13 protein-coding genes and 1 pseudogene are annotated in these 16,957 nt (G+C 71.5%); 11 read left to right on the forward strand and 3 right to left on the reverse strand.

What is annotated here, in order from left to right; genetic code table 11:
* Window positions 1-131 precede the first annotated feature (131 nt).
* The gene (locus ACIQFZ_RS16640) at window positions 132-3,431 is read right to left on the reverse strand and encodes a LamG-like jellyroll fold domain-containing protein (protein WP_376651134.1); all 3,300 of its coding nucleotides are present in this window, start codon (window positions 3,429-3,431) and stop codon (window positions 132-134) included.
* A 454-nt stretch (window positions 3,432-3,885) separates the two neighbouring features.
* On the opposite strand from ACIQFZ_RS16640, the gene ACIQFZ_RS16645 reads away from it, so the two are divergent.
* Both ACIQFZ_RS16645 and ACIQFZ_RS16650 read left to right on the forward strand, forming a co-directional pair.
* Window positions 3,886-6,348: a beta-L-arabinofuranosidase domain-containing protein gene (locus tag ACIQFZ_RS16645; RefSeq protein ID WP_402691518.1), complete on the forward strand. Its 2,463-nt coding sequence runs from the start codon at window positions 3,886-3,888 to the stop codon at window positions 6,346-6,348.
* Between the two features lie 82 nt (window positions 6,349-6,430).
* Entirely contained in the window at window positions 6,431-6,577 is a 147-nt protein-coding gene (locus tag ACIQFZ_RS16650; protein WP_365419242.1) for a hypothetical protein, read from the forward strand.
* 26 nt (window positions 6,578-6,603) lie between these two features.
* Here ACIQFZ_RS16650 and ACIQFZ_RS16655 read toward each other — a convergent pair whose 3' ends face one another.
* On the reverse strand, window positions 6,604-7,455 hold the full coding sequence (locus ACIQFZ_RS16655) for an NmrA/HSCARG family protein (protein WP_365419245.1): 852 nt from the start codon (window positions 7,453-7,455) through the stop codon (window positions 6,604-6,606).
* 238 nt (window positions 7,456-7,693) lie between these two features.
* On the opposite strand from ACIQFZ_RS16655, the gene ACIQFZ_RS16660 reads away from it, so the two are divergent.
* The 7 genes and pseudogenes from ACIQFZ_RS16660 to ACIQFZ_RS16690 all read left to right on the forward strand — a co-directional run bounded on the left by ACIQFZ_RS16660 (window position 7,694) and on the right by ACIQFZ_RS16690 (window position 13,063).
* Window positions 7,694-8,980 (forward strand): flavin-containing monooxygenase, encoded by a 1,287-nt coding sequence (locus ACIQFZ_RS16660; RefSeq protein ID WP_402691519.1) that lies wholly within the window; start codon window positions 7,694-7,696, stop codon window positions 8,978-8,980.
* A gap of 10 nt (window positions 8,981-8,990) precedes the next feature.
* Window positions 8,991-9,461: a RidA family protein gene (locus tag ACIQFZ_RS16665; RefSeq protein ID WP_365419251.1), complete on the forward strand. Its 471-nt coding sequence runs from the start codon at window positions 8,991-8,993 to the stop codon at window positions 9,459-9,461.
* Window positions 9,458-10,132 (forward strand): DUF1028 domain-containing protein, encoded by a 675-nt coding sequence (locus ACIQFZ_RS16670; protein WP_383056765.1) that lies wholly within the window; start codon window positions 9,458-9,460, stop codon window positions 10,130-10,132. The genes ACIQFZ_RS16665 and ACIQFZ_RS16670 overlap by 4 nt, the downstream gene beginning before the upstream one ends.
* Complete coding sequence (locus ACIQFZ_RS16675) at window positions 10,129-11,277, forward strand: M20 family metallopeptidase (protein ID WP_402691520.1); 1,149 nt, start codon at window positions 10,129-10,131, stop codon at window positions 11,275-11,277. Before ACIQFZ_RS16670 ends, ACIQFZ_RS16675 begins: the two co-directional genes overlap by 4 nt.
* A 74-nt stretch (window positions 11,278-11,351) precedes the next feature.
* Window positions 11,352-11,771: pseudogene (locus ACIQFZ_RS16680) on the forward strand (lyase family protein); the annotation flags it as partial.
* A gap of 80 nt (window positions 11,772-11,851) precedes the next feature.
* Window positions 11,852-12,082, forward strand: a complete 231-nt coding sequence (locus ACIQFZ_RS16685) for a hypothetical protein (protein ID WP_402691521.1) — start codon at window positions 11,852-11,854, stop codon at window positions 12,080-12,082.
* Between the two features lie 54 nt (window positions 12,083-12,136).
* Window positions 12,137-13,063, forward strand: a complete 927-nt coding sequence (locus ACIQFZ_RS16690) for a LysR family transcriptional regulator (protein ID WP_365419265.1) — start codon at window positions 12,137-12,139, stop codon at window positions 13,061-13,063.
* 48 nt (window positions 13,064-13,111) lie between these two features.
* Here ACIQFZ_RS16690 and ACIQFZ_RS16695 read toward each other — a convergent pair whose 3' ends face one another.
* A complete protein-coding gene (locus tag ACIQFZ_RS16695; protein WP_402691522.1) occupies window positions 13,112-13,729 on the reverse strand; it encodes a TetR/AcrR family transcriptional regulator in 618 nt (205 codons plus the stop codon).
* Window positions 13,730-13,995: 266 nt separating this feature from the next.
* On the opposite strand from ACIQFZ_RS16695, the gene ACIQFZ_RS16700 reads away from it, so the two are divergent.
* Together ACIQFZ_RS16700 and ACIQFZ_RS16705 are read left to right on the forward strand one after the other, a co-directional pair.
* Complete coding sequence (locus ACIQFZ_RS16700; RefSeq protein WP_402691523.1) at window positions 13,996-15,468, forward strand: aldehyde dehydrogenase; 1,473 nt, start codon at window positions 13,996-13,998, stop codon at window positions 15,466-15,468.
* 71 nt (window positions 15,469-15,539) lie between these two features.
* On the forward strand, window positions 15,540-16,907 hold the full coding sequence (locus tag ACIQFZ_RS16705) for an aspartate aminotransferase family protein (protein ID WP_402691524.1): 1,368 nt from the start codon (window positions 15,540-15,542) through the stop codon (window positions 16,905-16,907).
* The last annotated feature ends 50 nt before the right edge of the window (window positions 16,908-16,957 follow it).

A 16,957-nucleotide genomic window follows, 5' to 3' on the forward strand; every position in this document is an offset into this window, starting at 1 on the left:
TCTCGGCAGGGGCAGGGGCAGGGGCAGGGGCAGGGGCAGGGGCAGGGGCAGGGGCGGGGGCAGGGGTTAGGGCAGGGGACAGTGGTGGGGCCGGGAGGCCCCCGGGGTGGACCGGGGGCCTCCCGCCGCCGTCACCGCTTGGTGGGTGCGGTGGGTTCGTGCGCTGCCAGCGAGGCCGCCTCGGCCCCGCTCAGGGCGCGGTCGTAGGCGTGGACGTCGGCGATCGCACCGGTCCAGTGGTCGACCGGGCCGCCGTTGTACTTGCCGCGGCCGATCACCAGGTTCCCGGTGGGCACCTCCCCGTTGCAGGCGCGGGTGGAGCCCGCCTCGGTGCCGTCCACGTAGATCCGCAGTGCCCCGTCCCGGTGGCTGTAGCTGCCGACCAGGTGGTACCACTTCCCGGCCTGCGGCTCACCGATGCTGTTCGCCAGCGCCCGGGCGCCGGAGAAGCTGAACGCGAACCGCTTGTCGGCCTGGGAGTACTGGAGGTAGAAGACGCTGCTCCTGTCGCCGTCGATGGACACCGCGGTGCTGAAGTGCCCCTTGTCGTCCAGCCGGACCCAGGCGGCCACCGAGTAGTCGCCCTTCTCGGTGTCCAGGACAGGCGCGCCGGCATCGACGTAACCGGTCGTGCCGTCCAGTTGCAGCGCGCCGCCGTTCGGCCCGGAGGTCCAGGTCGCGCCGCCCTTGAGGGTGCCGTCGTGTCCGCCGACGACGTCCGTGGCGACCGTGCCGGACTGCTGGTGCAGCGGCCACCAGGACACTCCGGCCGGTCCCGGGGTGCCCGGCGGGACGTTCACCCCGCCCGCGGCGGAGCCCGCCGCGATGACCTGCTGGTTGATCTCCCGCACCTGGTCGGGGAGCACCTTGACCACCTTGCGGTCGTAGGTGAGCAGGCCGTTGAGCTCGCCCTCCACGTCCGTGACCTGGGTGTAGACCGAACCGGAGAGCCCGCAGGACGCGCGCTGGATGAGCTTCCTGGTGTTTTCCACGTACGCCTTGGTCAACTCTTCGGTGCTGGTGGCGGCGTCACCGTAGTCCTGGCCGCCGGCGGTTCCCAGGATGTGGCCCGGAACGACGTACGAGTAGCCGCCGTGCTCACCGTCGACGGATGCCCGGGTGGCGTCGGGGGCGGGGTTCGCCGGGCCGTGGTAGTCGTGGAAGTCGATGATGTCGCCTCGACCGGAATCTCCCTTGGAGGCACAGCAGTTGACTCCGGAGTGGGCATCCACGAGACGGGACGGGTCCTGCTTCTTGACCGCGTCAGCGAGTTCACCGGTGGCGGCCTTGCTCCATTCGCCCCAGCCTTCGTTCATCATCGTCCACATGACGATCGACGGGGTGCTGATGTGCTGGTCGACGATCGTGTGCACCTGGTCGATGAAGGTCTGGGTCTCCGGCGTCCCTGCCGCCGCCGTCATGCGGCTCGGCATGTCCTGCCACACCATCAGACCGAGCCGGTCGGCCCAGTAGTACCAGCGGGCGGGCTCCACCTTGATGTGCTTGCGCACCGCGTTGAAGCCGAGCCTCTTGTGCTCCACCAGGTCGTACTTCAGGGCCTCGTCGGTCGGCGCGGTGTACAGGCCGTCCGGCCAGAACCCCTGGTCCAGGGTGGCCATCACGAAGGTGGGCTTCCCGTTGAGCATGATCTTGTTGACGCCGCCGACCGGGGCGACCTCGATCGACCGCATGCCGAAGTAGGAGCCGACCTCGTCCGTTCCGGCACGTCCACCGTCCAGGGTCACCTTGAGGTCGTACAGGTACGGGTCGTCCGGGCTCCACAGTCGCGGCTTGCTGATCGGGATGCGCAGCGCGGTACCGGCCCGGCCGGTGACCGATCCCACGGCCTTGTTGCCGGCGTAGGCGGTGGCGGTGACCTTCGCCGTCGGGGCGGTCCCGGCGGCGGGGCGCACGGTGACGGAGAGTGAGTTGTCCGACAGGTCCGGGGTGAGCACCAGTGAGTCGACGCTCGCCGCGGCAACGGGCTCCATCCAGACGGTCTGCCAGATGCCGGAGGTCGGGGTGTACCAGATGCCGCTCGGGTGGGTGGACTGCTTGCCGAGGGCGTACTTGTCGTTCGTGGTGTCCTTGACCTTCACCAGCAGGGTCTGCTGCCCGCGTCCGGTGAGCGCGTCGGTGACGTCGGCGCCGAACTCCTCGTAGCCGCCGGTGTGGTGGGCGACCTGCCTGCCGTTGACGTAGACCCAGGCTTCGTGGTCGACCGCGCCGAAGTTCAGCCGCAGCCGGTTGTCCGATCCCACCTTCCAGCCGTTCGGCACGGTGAAGGTGCGCTGGTACAGCGACCAGTCGTGGTGTTTGGCGACGCCGGACAGGGCCGACTCCATCGGGTACGGCACCAGGATCTTCCCGGTGAGCTTCCCGGTGGGCAGCGCGGCGTCCTGCTCGGTGGCCTGGAACTGCCAGGTGCCGTTGAGGTTCTGCCAGTTCTTGCGGGTCAGCTGCGGTCGCGGGTACTCGGGCAGGGCGTTGTCTGCGGAGACGTCCTTGGCCCACTTGGTGGCGAAGTACCAGGTGGAGTTGTTCTGCGCCACCACGGAGAAGGGCCCGAGATCACCGTCGGCGGTGGTGATGCCGCCCTTGCCGTCGTAGCTGATCCGCACGTCGGCGTGGAGTGCGACGGGGGTGTCGTCCTTGCCGGGGGTGACCAGGAGCCTGGAGGCGTTGTTGGGATCCCTGGCCACGGTGGGGGACCAGAGGGCGCCTCCGGAGACCACCGCGAGGTGCTTTGCCGCGTCCGCCGGAACGGCCGTGACGGCGGAGGGCAGTTCGATCGTGGCGGTCCGCCCGGTCGTGGCGACGGTGCCCTTGGCGTCGGCGGGGGCGAAACCGGCCGGCAGGTGCAGCGCCGAGTCGGGGATCGGCTGCCGGGAGAAGCCCGGCCCCGACCACTCGGTGTGCAGGTAGGCGCCGCCGTTGCCCTGGTTGTAGTCGACTGCCAGGTCGTGCAGACCCGCAGTCAGGGTGATCGCCTCGGAGGTGGTCTGGACGTCCCAGTCGGTGGTCCAGTGGTCGATCACACTGGCCCCGTCGAGGGACATCCGGAAGCCGTTGTCGCCCTTGATGTAGAAGGTGTAGACGCCGTCCGCGGGCACCTGGAGCCGACCCGTCCAGCGCACCGCGACGTTGTCCGTGGTCCCGGCGTAGGCGCGCAGCGTGGGCAGCAGGTCGTCGACGTAGAGGGAGTTGTCGATCCGGGTGCCGGTGTAGGACGCGAAGTCCAGCGCCGTCCTGCTGGACATCCGGTAGTAGTCACCTCGCAGGCCGAGGTCGGTGGCCTCGGCGGAGGAAGGGGACGCCGCGGCGGGTGCGGCACTCACCTGGGCCGGGACCAGCAACGCGGCTCCCAGCAGCAGTGGCAGCAACGCAGCGAGTCGGCCGAGGAAGGGTATTCGGAGTCTGCCTGGGCTCATGCTCACCCTTTCCGTAACGGAAATTGTCCACGCCTGAACCTGCGCCGAAGGAGACGCTCGCGCCGCCCGTCACAGCGGGAAGCGCAGCGGAAGCGTTCTTGTATAACGTTGGAAAAGTCGGCGCGGCAGCATGAAAGCAGGGCCCTCACAACCCTGTCCAGACCCCGAACCCCAACCGATGCGAACCGGCTCGGCCCTGGCCGGAAGACCCCCAAGTCAGCGGGCAGCACGGGCCGTTCAGGGTATGGACACGACTGCTCGCGCATGCTGTCATTCCTGTCGGCGGCAGTCTCTCCAACGTTATAAGGCGCGCTGACGCCGCAGCCGCACAGCGCCGCCGGCCGGTCCGCACGCGCCGGCCGTCACCCCCCACCACCACGACTGCCGCAGGCCGGCGGTCTCCTCGTCGTCCCACGGCCCTGTCCCCCTTCGGCAGTTCAGGAAGGTCGTCCGCATGGAACGTCGCGCGTTCCTCAACCGCTCAATGGCCGTCGTCGGTGGCGCCGCACTGGCGGGAGCGGCGGGTCTGCCCGCGCAGGCGGCCGCGCCCCGGCCGCCGGTGCGCCTGGTCGGCCCCGCCCGCGCCCTCAGCCGATACCCGGCCAACCGGGCCCCGTTGCAGCAGGAGCCCTTTCTGCGCCTTCCCCCGGGCAGCGTCACCCCCAAGGGCTGGCTGCGCGAACAGCTCGACCTCCAGCTCAACGGCCTCAACGGGCGCCTGCCGGAGATCTCCGCGTACCTGTCCCCGGCCACCAGCGGCTGGGCCGTGCCCGACAGGGACGGCTGGGAGGAACTGCCGTACTGGCTGCGCGGCTTCGGCGACCTCGGCTACGTCACCGGCGACGCCAGGACGCTGGAGCTGACCCGCGCCTGGATCGACCGCATCCTGGCCACCCGGCAGCCGGACGGCTTCTTCGGCCCGTCCGCGCTGCGCACGGCTCTCAACGGCGGCCCGGACTTCTGGCCTTACATGCCGGTGCTGGACGCCCTGCGCACCTGGCACGAGTACAGCGGCGACGACCGGGTCGTCCCGGCGCTGCGAGGGTGGCTGAAGTACCTCGACACGCAGCCGGCCGCACTGTTCGGGCAGGGCTGGGGCTCCGCCCGCTGCGGCGACACCATCGACACCGCCTACTGGCTGTACAACCGCACCAGCGACTCCTGGCTGCTGGACCTGGTGCACAAGATCCACGCCAACAGCGCCGACTACACCACCACGATCCCCACCTGGCACAACGTCAACCTGGCCCAGGGGTTCCGCGAACCGGCCCAGTACGGCGTTCTGGCCGGCGGCCCGGCCTTCCGTGACGCCACCTACCGCGTCTACGACACCGTGATGCGCCGGTACGGGCAGTTCCCCGGCGGCGGCTTCGCCGGCGACGAGAACGCCCGCAGCGGCTACCACGATCCCCGCCAGGGCTTCGAGACCTGCGGCATCGTCGAGTTCATGCACAGCCATCAGCTGCTCACCCGCATCACCGGCGACGCGGTGTGGGCCGACCGCTGCGAGGAGCTGGCGCTGAACATGCTGCCGGCCGCGCTCGACCCGCTGCAGCAGGGCATCCACTACGCGACCTCCGCCAACGGCATCCAGCTCGACAACATCCCCAAGTCACACGGTCAGTTCGACAACCGCTTCGCCATGCAGGCGTACATGCCCGGCATCCACCAGTACCGCTGCTGCCCGCACAACTACGGCATGGGCTGGCCCTACTACGCCGAGGAACTCTGGCTGGCCAGCGCCGACGGCGGTCTGTGCGCCTCGCTGTACGCGGAGTCCTCGGTACGCGCCGAGGTCGCCGACGGCACCACGGTCACCATCGCCGAACGCACCGACTACCCGTTCGGCGAGACCGTCGCCTTCACCCTGTCCACACCCCGGACGGTGCGCTTCCCGCTCTACCTGCGCGTGCCGGGCTGGTGCCAGGCCCCCTCGGTGCTGGTGAACGGCCGACCCGCGCAGGGCCGCAGCAGCGGCGGGTACCTGGTCCTTGACCGCCCCTGGCAGCACCGCGACACCGTGGAGCTGCGCCTGCCCATGCGCACCACCGTGCGCACCTGGGGTGCGAACCGCGACTCGGTCTCCGTCGACCACGGTCCGCTGACCTACTCCCTCCAGATCGAGGAGGCGTGGACGCGGTTCGCCGGTACCGCGGACTGGCCCGAGTACGAGGTGCGCCCGGCCTCGCCGTGGAACTACGCCCTGGCACTGGACGAGAAGGACCCCGCCCGCTCCTTCACCCTGGAGCGCACCCGCGCCCGTGCCGCCAACCCGTTCACGCACACCGGAACCCCCGTCCGGATGAAGGCCAAGGCGCGGCGTGTCCCCGCCTGGCAGTCCGACGACCAGAACGTGGCGGCGCCGCTCCAGCAGAGCCCGGTGCGCACCACCGAGCCGGTCGAGCACATCACGCTGATCCCGTCCGCCGCCGCGCGGCTGCGCATCACCGCCTTTCCCACGGCGGGATCGGGGCGGCGGGCGAGCGAATGGGCCGACTGCACCGCGTCCTTCAGCGGCGTGGACAGCGTCCAGGCCCTGATCATCAACGCCGCGGCCGAGCCCGCGGACTCCTTCGACCAGTCCATACCCCGCTTCACCTGGTGGGACCGGACCGGCACGGAGGAGTGGGTGCGGTACGAGTACGCCGAGCCGGTCCGCACGAGCGGGGTGTCGGTGTACTGGTACGACGACACCGGCCACGGCGCCTGCCGGGTACCGCAGTCCTGGCAGTTGGAGTACCGGTCACCCGCGGGTGCCTGGCAGCCGGTGAGCGGCGCCTCGGCGTACGGCACGGCCACCGACACGTTCAACCACGTCTCCCACGAGCCGGTGACCGCCACCGCCCTGCGTCTGCTCGTGCGACTGCGGCCCGGCGTCTCCGGCGGCGTACTGGCCTGGCGGGTCCGGCTTTCGTGAGGCCTCGGCCCGGGCGGCGACGGCGGCAGGGGCGCGATCGCGTGAGGACGCGGCGCTCCTGTCCACCGGCCTGGCCGTCGGCGTGAGTGTGCTGCCCGACGACTGCGGAGCATGGGCGCGGATCCTGGGCAGCGCCCCGCCCGCGGTCGCCCGCGCCCTGCACACGGCCTGGGACGCCGTGCGCGGCCCGCTCATCCGCGTTCCCGCCCCCGGCCTCCGCAGGACCTGACGGGCTGGATCAGCGGACCGGCTGCCTCAGCGGGCCGTCGCGAACGTGCGGTGCGCCCAGTCGGCGAAGCCGGTCCACGGGATCTCCGGGTGAGCGGCGTGCAGTGCGGGGATGTCGACGCGGTAGCCGGGTCCGTTCAGGAACGTCCACATCGCGTGCATGTCCGGGTTGGCGACCGCCGTCAAAGGCACTTGCTGATGGCGGACCTCCCGTCCCAGCGCCGCGCCGAGCGCGGCCGCCATCTGCGCGGGAGTGGGCGCGTCGCTTGCCAGTTCGATGCGCTGCCCGACGTAGCGGGCGGGGTTGAGCAGCACTTCCGCCGCGAACGCTCCGAGGTCGGGGCGGGCAAGCTGCTGCAACGGCCGGTCGGGCGGCAGCGGCAGGTCGAGAACGCCGCCGAGGACGCGCTCCGCTCCGCCGAGAGCGTTGTCGAAGAAATACGTCGGCCCCAGGATCGTATGGGGCACGTCGCCGGCGGCCAGTTCGGCTTCGATGCGTGCCTTGCTCTCGAAGTGCGGCACCCCGCTTTCCTGGTCGGCGCCGGCGACCGAGCTGAACACGAGATGCGGCACGCCCGCCTCCCCGGCGGCAGCCAGGATGGCCCGTCCCTGGCCCACCTCCGCCTCGACGCCGGCCTCGAAGGGGGTGGTGAACGCGAAGACGCCCGCCACCCCGCTCATCGCGGCGGCGAGCGACCCGCGATCGCTCAGGGATCCCGCCATCACCTCGACACCCCGGTCGGCCAGTTCCCGCGCCGCTTTCCGCGCGGGGTCGCGCACCAGCGCGCGGACCCGGGCCCCGCGGCCCAGCAGCGCGTCGGCAACAGCCCTGCCCTGTCCTCCGGTTGCCGCTAGCACCAAGACCGGCTCATCGACCATCGAGGGGTTCCCTTCCGTGTGGGCGGACGCGGCAAGGGGTCGCCGGCGCCGACCCCCACGGTAACCATCCGTCCCACACGACACGCCCAGCGTCACGCCCCTTGATCGCATCTGGAAATCAGATCACTCACACCGAAAACATCTGTTCGACAGTTTTCCGGGGGCGCCCGAGGATGTCTCGTGCGGTAGCACAGTCAACGCGACACCGGGATGGACTACCGCCTGAGTGGAGGCTGAAATGCCCAGTGAAGAGACTGAAGTAGTCGTGGTCGGGGCGGGCCAGGCGGGCGTCGCGATGAGCGAGCACCTGGGAGCCCACGGCGTACCGCACATCGTCCTGGAGCGGCACCGGATCGCCGAGCGGTGGCGCTCGGAGCGGTGGGACTCCCTGGTCGCCAACGGGCCCGCGTGGCACGACCGGTTCCCGGGGCTGGAGTTCCCCGACGTCGGCCCCGACGCCTTCGCCTCGAAGGAGCAGGTCGCGGACTACTTCGTCACGTACGCCGAGAAGATCGGCGCCCCGGTCCGGTGTGGTGTCGAGGTGACCTCGGTGCGCAAGCACACCGGCCGGCCCGGCTTCCGGGTCGAGACGTCGGAGGGCTCCATCGACGCGCGCTTCGTCGTGGCCGCGACCGGACCGTTCCAGCGACCCGTGATCCCGCCCATCGTCCCGGACGGCGCCGTCTCCGTGCAGATCCACTCCAGTGGGTACCGCAACCCGGAGCAGCTGCCCGAGGGCGCGGTCCTCGTGGTCGGGGCCGGCTCCTCGGGGGTCCAGATCGCCGACGAGCTGCGCCGGTCCGGCCGCCGGGTCTTCCTCTCCGTCGGTCCGCACGACCGCCCTCCCCGCGAGTACCGCGGACGTGACTTCTGCTGGTGGCTCGGGGTGCTCGGGATCTGGGACTCGCAGACCCCTCCCCGAGGTGCCGAACACGTCACCATCGCCGTCAGCGGCGCTCGCGGCGGCCACACCGTGGACTTCCGCGCCCTGGCCGGCACCGGCATCGAGCTCGTCGGCCTGACCGGGTCCTACGACGACGGCGTACTGCGCTTCGCGCCGGATCTCGCCGCGAACATCGCGCTCGGCGACGACAAGTACCTCGCGTTCCTGCGGGCGGCCGACGAGTACGTCGAGCGCAACGGGCTCGACCTCCCCGAGGAGCCGGAGGCCCACGTCCTCGGACCGGACCCGGACTGCGTGACCAGTCCCCTCCTGGAGCTCGACCTGGCCGGCGCCGGCGTCACCTCGATCGTCTGGGCGACGGGCTTCGTCACCGACTACGGCTGGCTCGAGGTCGACGCGTTCGACGAGAACGGCCGGCCGGACCAGCGGCGAGGAGTGTCCTCCGAACCCGGCGTCTACTTCCTGGGCCTGCCCTGGCTGTCCCGCCGCGGATCGAGCTTCATCTGGGGTGTGTGGCACGACGCCAGATATGTCGCCGACCACATCGCGACCCAGCGGGGCTACCTCGCGTACGGCACCACCGACCGGCCCGGCGCCACGCCGGCGGCCCTGACGAACTGAGGAGCAGACGATGAACTCGACGAGCGAGGGCCGCCAGGCGCGGGCCCCGATCACCGCCGGCGGGCACACCCGGATCCGGCCGTTCAACACGCGCGACACCTATCCCGAGCAGAACCTCGACAACGACCTCTGCCAGGCCGTCGTCGCCGGCGACACGGTGTACGTCCGGGGGCAGATCGGCCAGAACCTCGACACCAGCGAGTCGGTCGGTATCGGCGACGCCGAGGCCCAGGCAGAGCAGGCGATGGCCAACATCAAGATGCTGCTCGAAGAAGCGGGCAGCCGGATGGAGCACCTGGTCAAGCTGACGATCTACCTGATCGACCCGCGCTACCGCGAGGCGGTGTACCGCACCGTGGGCCGCTGGACCAAGGGCGTGCACCCCATCTCCACCGGCCTGGTCGTCTCCGCCCTGGCCCGCCCGGAGTGGCTGTGCGAGATCGACGCGATCGCCGTGATCCCCGAGGAGGCGCGGGCATGACCTTCTCCCTGGTGGTGCGCGACGGTCAGCGGTTCGGCATCGTGGCCAGCTCGTCGAGTCCGGCGGTCGCCGCCCGGGTCGTCCATCTGCGGCCCGGGGTCGGCGCGGCGGCCTCGCAGAACGTCACCGACCCCACGCTCGGCACGAGCCTGCTGGACGGGCTGGCCGACCACGGCGACGCGGAGCGCGCCCTGGCCGACGTCACCGGCGCGGCGCGGAACGCGAAGTCCATCGAGTACCGGCAGTTGACCGTGCTGGGCCGCTTGGGTGCCGGGTTCGCCCACAGTGGCTCGCAGACCCTCGGCAAGCACGCCTCGGCCACCGCGGACGGCGCGGTGGCGGCCGGCAACATGCTGTCCGGCGAGCACATCCCCGGCGTTCTCCTCGACGCCTACGCCGCGGCCGGCGGGGAGCTCGAGGAGCGTCTGCTCACCGCCCTGAAGGCCGCCGTCGCGGCCGGCGGCGAGGAGGGGCCGGTGTACTCCGCGGGCCTGGCGGTCGTCGCGGACGTGGACTGGCGGGTGACCGACCTGCGGGTGGACTGGGCCGAGGATCCCGTGGACCGGCTCGGCGAACTCCTCGACGTCTGGCTGCCGCAGCGGGACGACTATGTGCGGCGCGGACTCGACCCCGCCGCCGCTCCTTCCTACGGCGTCCCGGGCGACCTGTGACGAGCGCGCTGAAGGAGGCGGCCCGGCTGGTGGTCGACCGCCGGGCCGAGGAGCTGATCGGGCTCTCCGAGCGGCTGCACGCCGACCCGGAGACCGCCTGGGAGGAACACCGGGCCGCCGCCGCCGTACCGGAACTGCTGGACCGCGCCGGATTCGACGTCACCTCGTCCTACCTGGGCCTGGAGACGGCGTTCCTCGCCCGGTTCGGCAGCGGGCCCGTCCGGATCGCGCTGTGCGCCGAGTACGACGCGCTGCCGGGCCTCGGCCACGCGTGCGGGCACAACCTCATCGCCGCGAGTTCGGTGGGGGCCGCGCTCGGCCTGGCCGCCGTCGCCGACGACGCCGGCCTCACCGTCGAGGTCTACGGCACCCCGGCCGAGGAAGGCGGCGGCGGGAAGATCGAGATGCTCGACTGGGGCGCCTTCGCCGGAGTGGACCTCGCGATGATGGTGCACCCGGCGCCCGTCGACGTCGCCGAGGCCCGCCCTTTCGCGGTCAGCCACTCCAGGATCTCCTACACCGGGAAGTCCGCGCACGCCGCGGCCTACCCGGAGGCCGGGGTCAACGCGGCCGACGCCTTCACCGTGGCCCAGGTCGCGATCGGCCTGCTGCGCCAGCAACTGCCGGGCTCGGCCAGGGTGCACGGTGTGGTGACCCACGCCGGGGACGCCCCGAACGCCATCCCGGAGCGGTCGACCGGCCGTTGGTACGTACGCGCGGAGACACTCGCCGAACTGGCCGAGCTGGAGCCGCGGGTCATGCGGGCCTTCGAGGCCGGGGCCCTCGCGACCGGCTGCGAGCTGGAGATCGAGCCGGAGAGCAAGCCGTACGCGGAGTTCCGCACGGACGAGACCGCCCTCGGGCACTATCGTGCGAACGCCCTCGTCCTGGGCCGGGAGTTCGCGCCGCCCGGCCAGGCCGCGCGGATGAACCGCGCCTCCACCGACATGGGCAACGTCTCGCAGGTGGTGCCGGCCATCCACCCCTACATCGGCATCGGATCCCTGCCCGCCACCAACCACCAGCACGAGTTCGCCGCGTACTGCGTGGGCGCGGCGGCGCAGCGGGCCCTGCTCGACGGGGCGATCGCCCTGGCCTGGACCGGCGTGGACCGGGGCGTCCCGGCCGGGGGAGCGGCGGCGTGACGGGGGCGGCCGCCGCCATGGCCGCGCGGACCGATCGCGTGCCGTGGAAGCACCCGGGAGACGTTCCGCCCGGGTCCAAGATCTGCAACGACCTGCGTCTGCTGTCCTCCGGACCGCAGGCCGGGCTCGGCGAGATCAACCTCCCCGCACGGCAGGCCGGATCGTCCATCATGCCCGGCAAGGTCAATCCGGTGATCCCCGAGGCGGTCAACCAGATCGCGTTCGAGGTCATCGGCAACGACGTGACCGTCACCCTCGCCGCCGAGGGCGGCCAGCTCCAGCTCAACGCCTTCGAACCGGTCATCCACCGGAGTCTGAGTGCCGGCCTCGACCACCTCACCGCGGGCATCAAAGTCCTCACCGAACACTGCGTACGGGGCATCACCGCCAACCGGAACCGGCTCGCGGAGACCGTCGCGGCCTCCACCGGACTGGTCACCGCGCTCAGCCCCGCACTCGGCTACGAGACCGCCTACGCCCTCGCGCTGGAGGCGCACCACGGCACGTACGCGGTGTGGTCGGCGGAGACCTTCCCCACCGCACGCGTCAGAGCGGTCTGTCCATCGCCTACAACGTGACCGCCGCCCTGTTCGCCGGCACCGTGCCGTACCTGATGACCGTGCTCATCTCCGCGACCGGCAGCACCCTGGTGCCCGGCCCGTACCTGACGGTGTTCGCCGCCGGCGGTCTCGTGGCCGCCCTGTCCCTGCGGGAGACCGCCGGTTCCGCCCTGCTGCGCCCCGAGGACGTGCCCGAGAACGTGGCCGAGGACGTGCCCGAAGCGGCCGCAGCCGAGGTCCGCTAGACCGTGCCGCATAAGGTCGGCACCGACACGGATCGCCCGGCGCAAGGGTCACGTATGACGGCACCAGTGGGTTTCACGCTCGTTCAGCTCCGCTATTTCCTCGTCGCCGCCGAGCGCGGTTCGATGACGGAGGCGTCGGCGGAGCTGCACATCGCGCAGTCCGCCGTGTCCGCGGCCATCCACAACCTGGAGCGCGACCTCCAGGCGCAGCTGTTCATCCGCCGGCGGGGCCGGGGGCTGACCCTCACACCCGCCGGGGAGAGGCTCCAGCAGCAGGCGAGGGATCTGCTGGCCCGTGCCCGCGAGGTCGAACGGGAGGCCCGGGGAGAGGGCGAGACCATCTCCGGGCCGGTGGCCGTCGGCTGTTTCGTGACCCTGGCCCCCTACTACCTGCCCCACCTGTTCAGCGAGTGCACCAGACGCTATCCGGGCATCGAGATCGACGTGGTGGAGGCGGAGACGGACCAGCTCGTCCAAGCCCTGGCTGCGGGACGCATCGACTTCGCCCTCACCTACCACCTCGGTCTGTCGGCCGAGCCGGACCTGCGCAGCGAGACCATCGCCCGCGCCCCCGCCTATGTCATCGTCCCGGCCGATCACCCGCTGGCGGGTCAGGGCAGCGTGGAGCTGGCCGAGCTGTCCACGGAACCGCTCGTCCTGCTGGACCTTCCCCACAGCCGCGACTACTTCCGCGCGCTGGTGGCCGCCACGGGCACCGCGCCCGACGTCCGCTACCGCACCCAGAGTTACGAGACCGTGCGCTCCCTGGTGGCCCGGGGACTCGGCTACTCGGTGCTCAATCAGCGCCCGGCGACCAGCCAGACCTACGGCGGCGGCGAGATCGCGGAACTCCAGCTCCGGGACGCCTCCCCGCTCGAAGTCAGGATGGCCTCCCTGGAGGGCGTGACCCAGACCGCCCGGGCCCGAGCGGTGATGGACCTGCTGCGGGAGATCGCCGCCGCCCGGTCCGCCGAGGTCTGAGCCGGCAGCCGCTCATCGGGGACGGAGCCGAGCGGTGCCCGCCGAGCCCTACAGGCCGGCGCAGCCCGTCACCGCCCGGGCATGGGCCAGAATCAGCTCACGGGCCCTGTCGGGCCGCAGAGCCGCGTTGCGGCTGACGATGTGCAGACCGTAGCCGTCCTCCAGGGCGACCAGCCCGTGCGCCAGATCGTGCGCGGACGCGGCGAGGGAGAACACACCGGTCGCGGCGCCGACCTCCAGGGCGGTCGTGTAGAGAGCGACCTCCCGGGCGAAGAGGGAGGTCATCAGCTCGGCGTGGCCGGGGCTGCGGCCGGCGCGCCGGTGCAGTTCGTACAGCAGCCCGTGGACCGGGTCTTCCGTCATGCTCGGCAGACCGCTGTGCAGCAGGGCCCGAAGCCGTGCCGCCGGATCCTCGGCGGGTGCCTCGTCGTAGGCCCCCTGCCGCGAGGACAGGTAGCTCTCGACCGCGCCCCGGTGCACCTCCAGTACGAGGTCGTCGAGCTCGGGGTAGTAGTACAGGACCGAGCCCTGGGAGACGCCCGCCGCGTCCGCGATGTCCTTGATGCGCAGGCCCTCGAGCCCGCGCTCCGCGATGGCCCGTCCCGCGGCGGAGACGAGGGCCTGCCTGCGTGCCGTCTGGTTGCGTGGTCTACCGACTTTCCCCATGGTGGCCAATTCTCTGATACCCGTCTCAGTTTTCGCAAGAAGTTTCAGTCAGAAGCATTGACGGCGGGTTCACCTATTGTTTGAATCTCGACTCAAAGAAACCGGCGCAGGCACGCGCTGCCGAGCCGCCCGCCCCGTCGCGCCCGCCGTTTCCGGACGGCCCCTGAGAGGGGCCGGGCCACACCCGATCGAGACGGCCCAGGCCGCACCCGATCCGAACGGGCACCGGTTCGCCCACGTCCCACGACGCAATCGAAGGCCACAGCATGCAGACGTACGCCCACTGGCGGCAGCGCGCCGCCGACCTCACGCCACGCACGCGCCTGTTCATCGACGGAGCGTGGAGCGACCCCGCCGACGACCAGTGGATCCCGACCGTGAACCCCGCGACCGGCAAGACCACCGCGCATGTGGCAGCCGGCTCGGCCGCCGACGTCGACCGGGCCGTGACCGCGGCCCGCACCTCCTTCGAGGACGGCCGCTGGTCGCGTACCGCACCCGCCGAGCGCAAGCGGGTCCTGCTCGCCCTCGCCCGCCTCATCGAGGAGAACAGCGAGGAACTCGCCCTCTGCGACACCCTCGACATGGGCAAGCCCATCGCGGAGTCCCACGGCACTGACGTGCCCGGCGCGGCCGGCGTCTTCGCCTGGTACGCGGAGGCCGTCGACAAACTCTACGACGAGGTCGCCCCGGCCCCGCCCGGGAACCTCGCCCTCGTGCGCCGCGCCCCGCTGGGCGTCGTGGGCGCGGTGGTGCCCTGGAACTTCCCCCTCGACATCGCGAGTTGGAAGCTGGCGCCCGCCCTGGCCGCGGGCAACAGCGTCGTGCTGAAGCCGGCCGAGCAGTCCCCGCTGTCGGCGCTGCTGCTGGCCGAACTCGCCTCGCGGGCCGGCCTTCCCGACGGCGTACTGAACGTCGTCCCCGGCCCGGGGGAGACGACCGGGCGTGCTCTCGGTCTCCACCCGGACGTGGACACTCTGGTCTTCACCGGCTCCACCGCCGTGGCCAAGCGGTTCCTCGCCTACTCGGCCGAGTCGAACATGAAGCAGGTGTGGCCCGAGGCCGGCGGCAAGAGCCCCAACGTGGTCTTCGCCGACGCCGACTTGGAGGCCGCCGCGGAACGCGCCGCCTGGGGCTTCGTCTACAACTCGGGCCAGGTGTGCTCCGCCAACACCCGCCTGCTCGTCGAGGCGTCCGTCGCCGAGGAGTTCACGGCCAGGGTCGCCGAACACGTCCGCGGCTGGCTGCCGGGCGACCCGCTCGACCCCGCGACCCGTCTCGGACCGCTCGTCGACGAGGCCCAGGTGGAACGCGTCCTCGAAGCCCTGCGGTCATCGGGCGGCACGCTCGTGTGCGGCGGCACGCGACCCGACCGCGACGGCGCCTACCTCGACCCCACCGTCGTCACCGGCCTCGGACCCGACGCCCCGCTCGTCCGGGAGGAACTGTTCGGCCCCGTGCTGACCGTGCTGCCCTTCCACGACGAGGACGAGGCGGTCCGCCTCGCCAACGACTCCGCCTACGGACTGGCCGCGTCCGTGTGGACCCGGGACGTCGGCCGGGCCCACCGCGTCGCCGACTCCCTTCAGGCGGGCACCGTCTCCGTCAACACCGTCGACGCGCTCAGCCCGTTCACCCCCTTCGGCGGGTTCAAGCAGTCCGGTCACGGCCGTGACCTCTCCCTGCACTCCTTCGACAAGTACACCGGCCTGAAGACGACCTGGATCGCCTACGGCTGACCGCGCCGGCGACACCAGGCCTCCCGGCCACCACACCCACCACCGGCACCGAGCAAAGGACGCACCCCCTCATGACCAGCAACGCCGCCGACCTCATCGAGCTGGACCGGGCGCACATCATCCACCCCTACCTGCCGGGCACCGCCACCGAGCGCGTCGTCATGACCTCCGGCTCCGGCTGCCGCCTCACCGACACCGAGGGCCGCAGCTACCTCGACGCCACCGGCGGACTCTGGCTCGCCCAGGTCGGCCACGGCCGCACGGACCTGGCCGACGTCGCCCACGAGCAGATGAAGAAGCTGGAGTACTTCACCAGCTTCTGGGAGTTCTCCAACGAGCGCGCGATCGAACTCGCCGCACGCCTCGCCTCCATCGCCCCCGACCCCCTGAACCACGTCTACTTCACATCGGGCGGCTCCGAGGGCAACGAGGCGGCCATCAAGATGGCCCGCTACTACCACCACCGGCGCGGGGAGAGCAGCCGGACCTGGATCCTGGCGCGCAGCAAGGCCTACCACGGCATCGGCTACGGCGGCGGCTCGGCCACCGGCTTCCCCGTCTACCACGAGGGCTTCGCCCCGATGATGCCGCACGTCTCCCACCTCACGCCGCCGTGGCCGTACCGCTCCGAGCTCTACGGCGACCAGCCGCTGAGCCCCGAGCAGGTCACCGACTTCCTCATCCGCGAACTGGAGGAGCGCATCGCGGAGATCGGCCCGCGGAACATCGCCGCGATGATCGGCGAACCCATCATGGGCGTCGGCGGCATGCTCGTCCCGCCGGCCGACTACTGGCCCCGGGTGCGCGAAGTCCTCGACCGGCACGGCATCCTGCTGATCTTCGACGAGGTGGTCACCGCCTACGGCCGCGTCGGCGAGTGGTTCGCCGCCCAGTACTTCGACGTCACCCCGGACATCATCGTCACCGCCAAGGGCATCACCTCCGGCTACGTCCCGCTCGGCGCCCTCCTGGTCGGCGACCACGTCGCCGAGGTCCTGCTGCGCGACCACGGCTTCCCCATGGGCTACACCTACAACGGGCACCCCGTCGCCACCGCGGTCGCCACCGCCAACCTCGACATCATCGAGAAGGAGGGCCTGCTCGCCCGCGCGACGAGTCTTGGTGCCTTCCTCCACGGTGAACTCAAGGCCCAGATCGGCGAGTTGCCCATCGTCGGTGAAATCCGCTCGGTCGGCATGATGCTCGCCGTCGAACTCGTCCAGGACCGCGCCACCCGCGCACCCCTGCCCCTGAACCCCGACCGGATGCCCCACGACGTCATCCGCCGCGAGACCGGCGTGATCGTGCGCGACTCCGCACACAGCCTGGTGCTCTCCCCGCCGCTGATCATGACCGAGGCCGAGGCCAAGGAAGCCGCCTCCGCGCTGCGTGGCGTCCTGGAGCGCACCGAGCCCACCGGCGAGATCCGCGCCGCCTGACGCCCAGAGGGAGGCCCGGCCCACGGCCGGGCCTCCTAGGCCCTGTCGTC

The sequence above is a fragment of the Streptomyces sp. NPDC093064 genome (assembly GCF_044754605.1).
Lineage (GTDB): Bacteria > Actinomycetota > Actinomycetes > Streptomycetales > Streptomycetaceae > Streptomyces.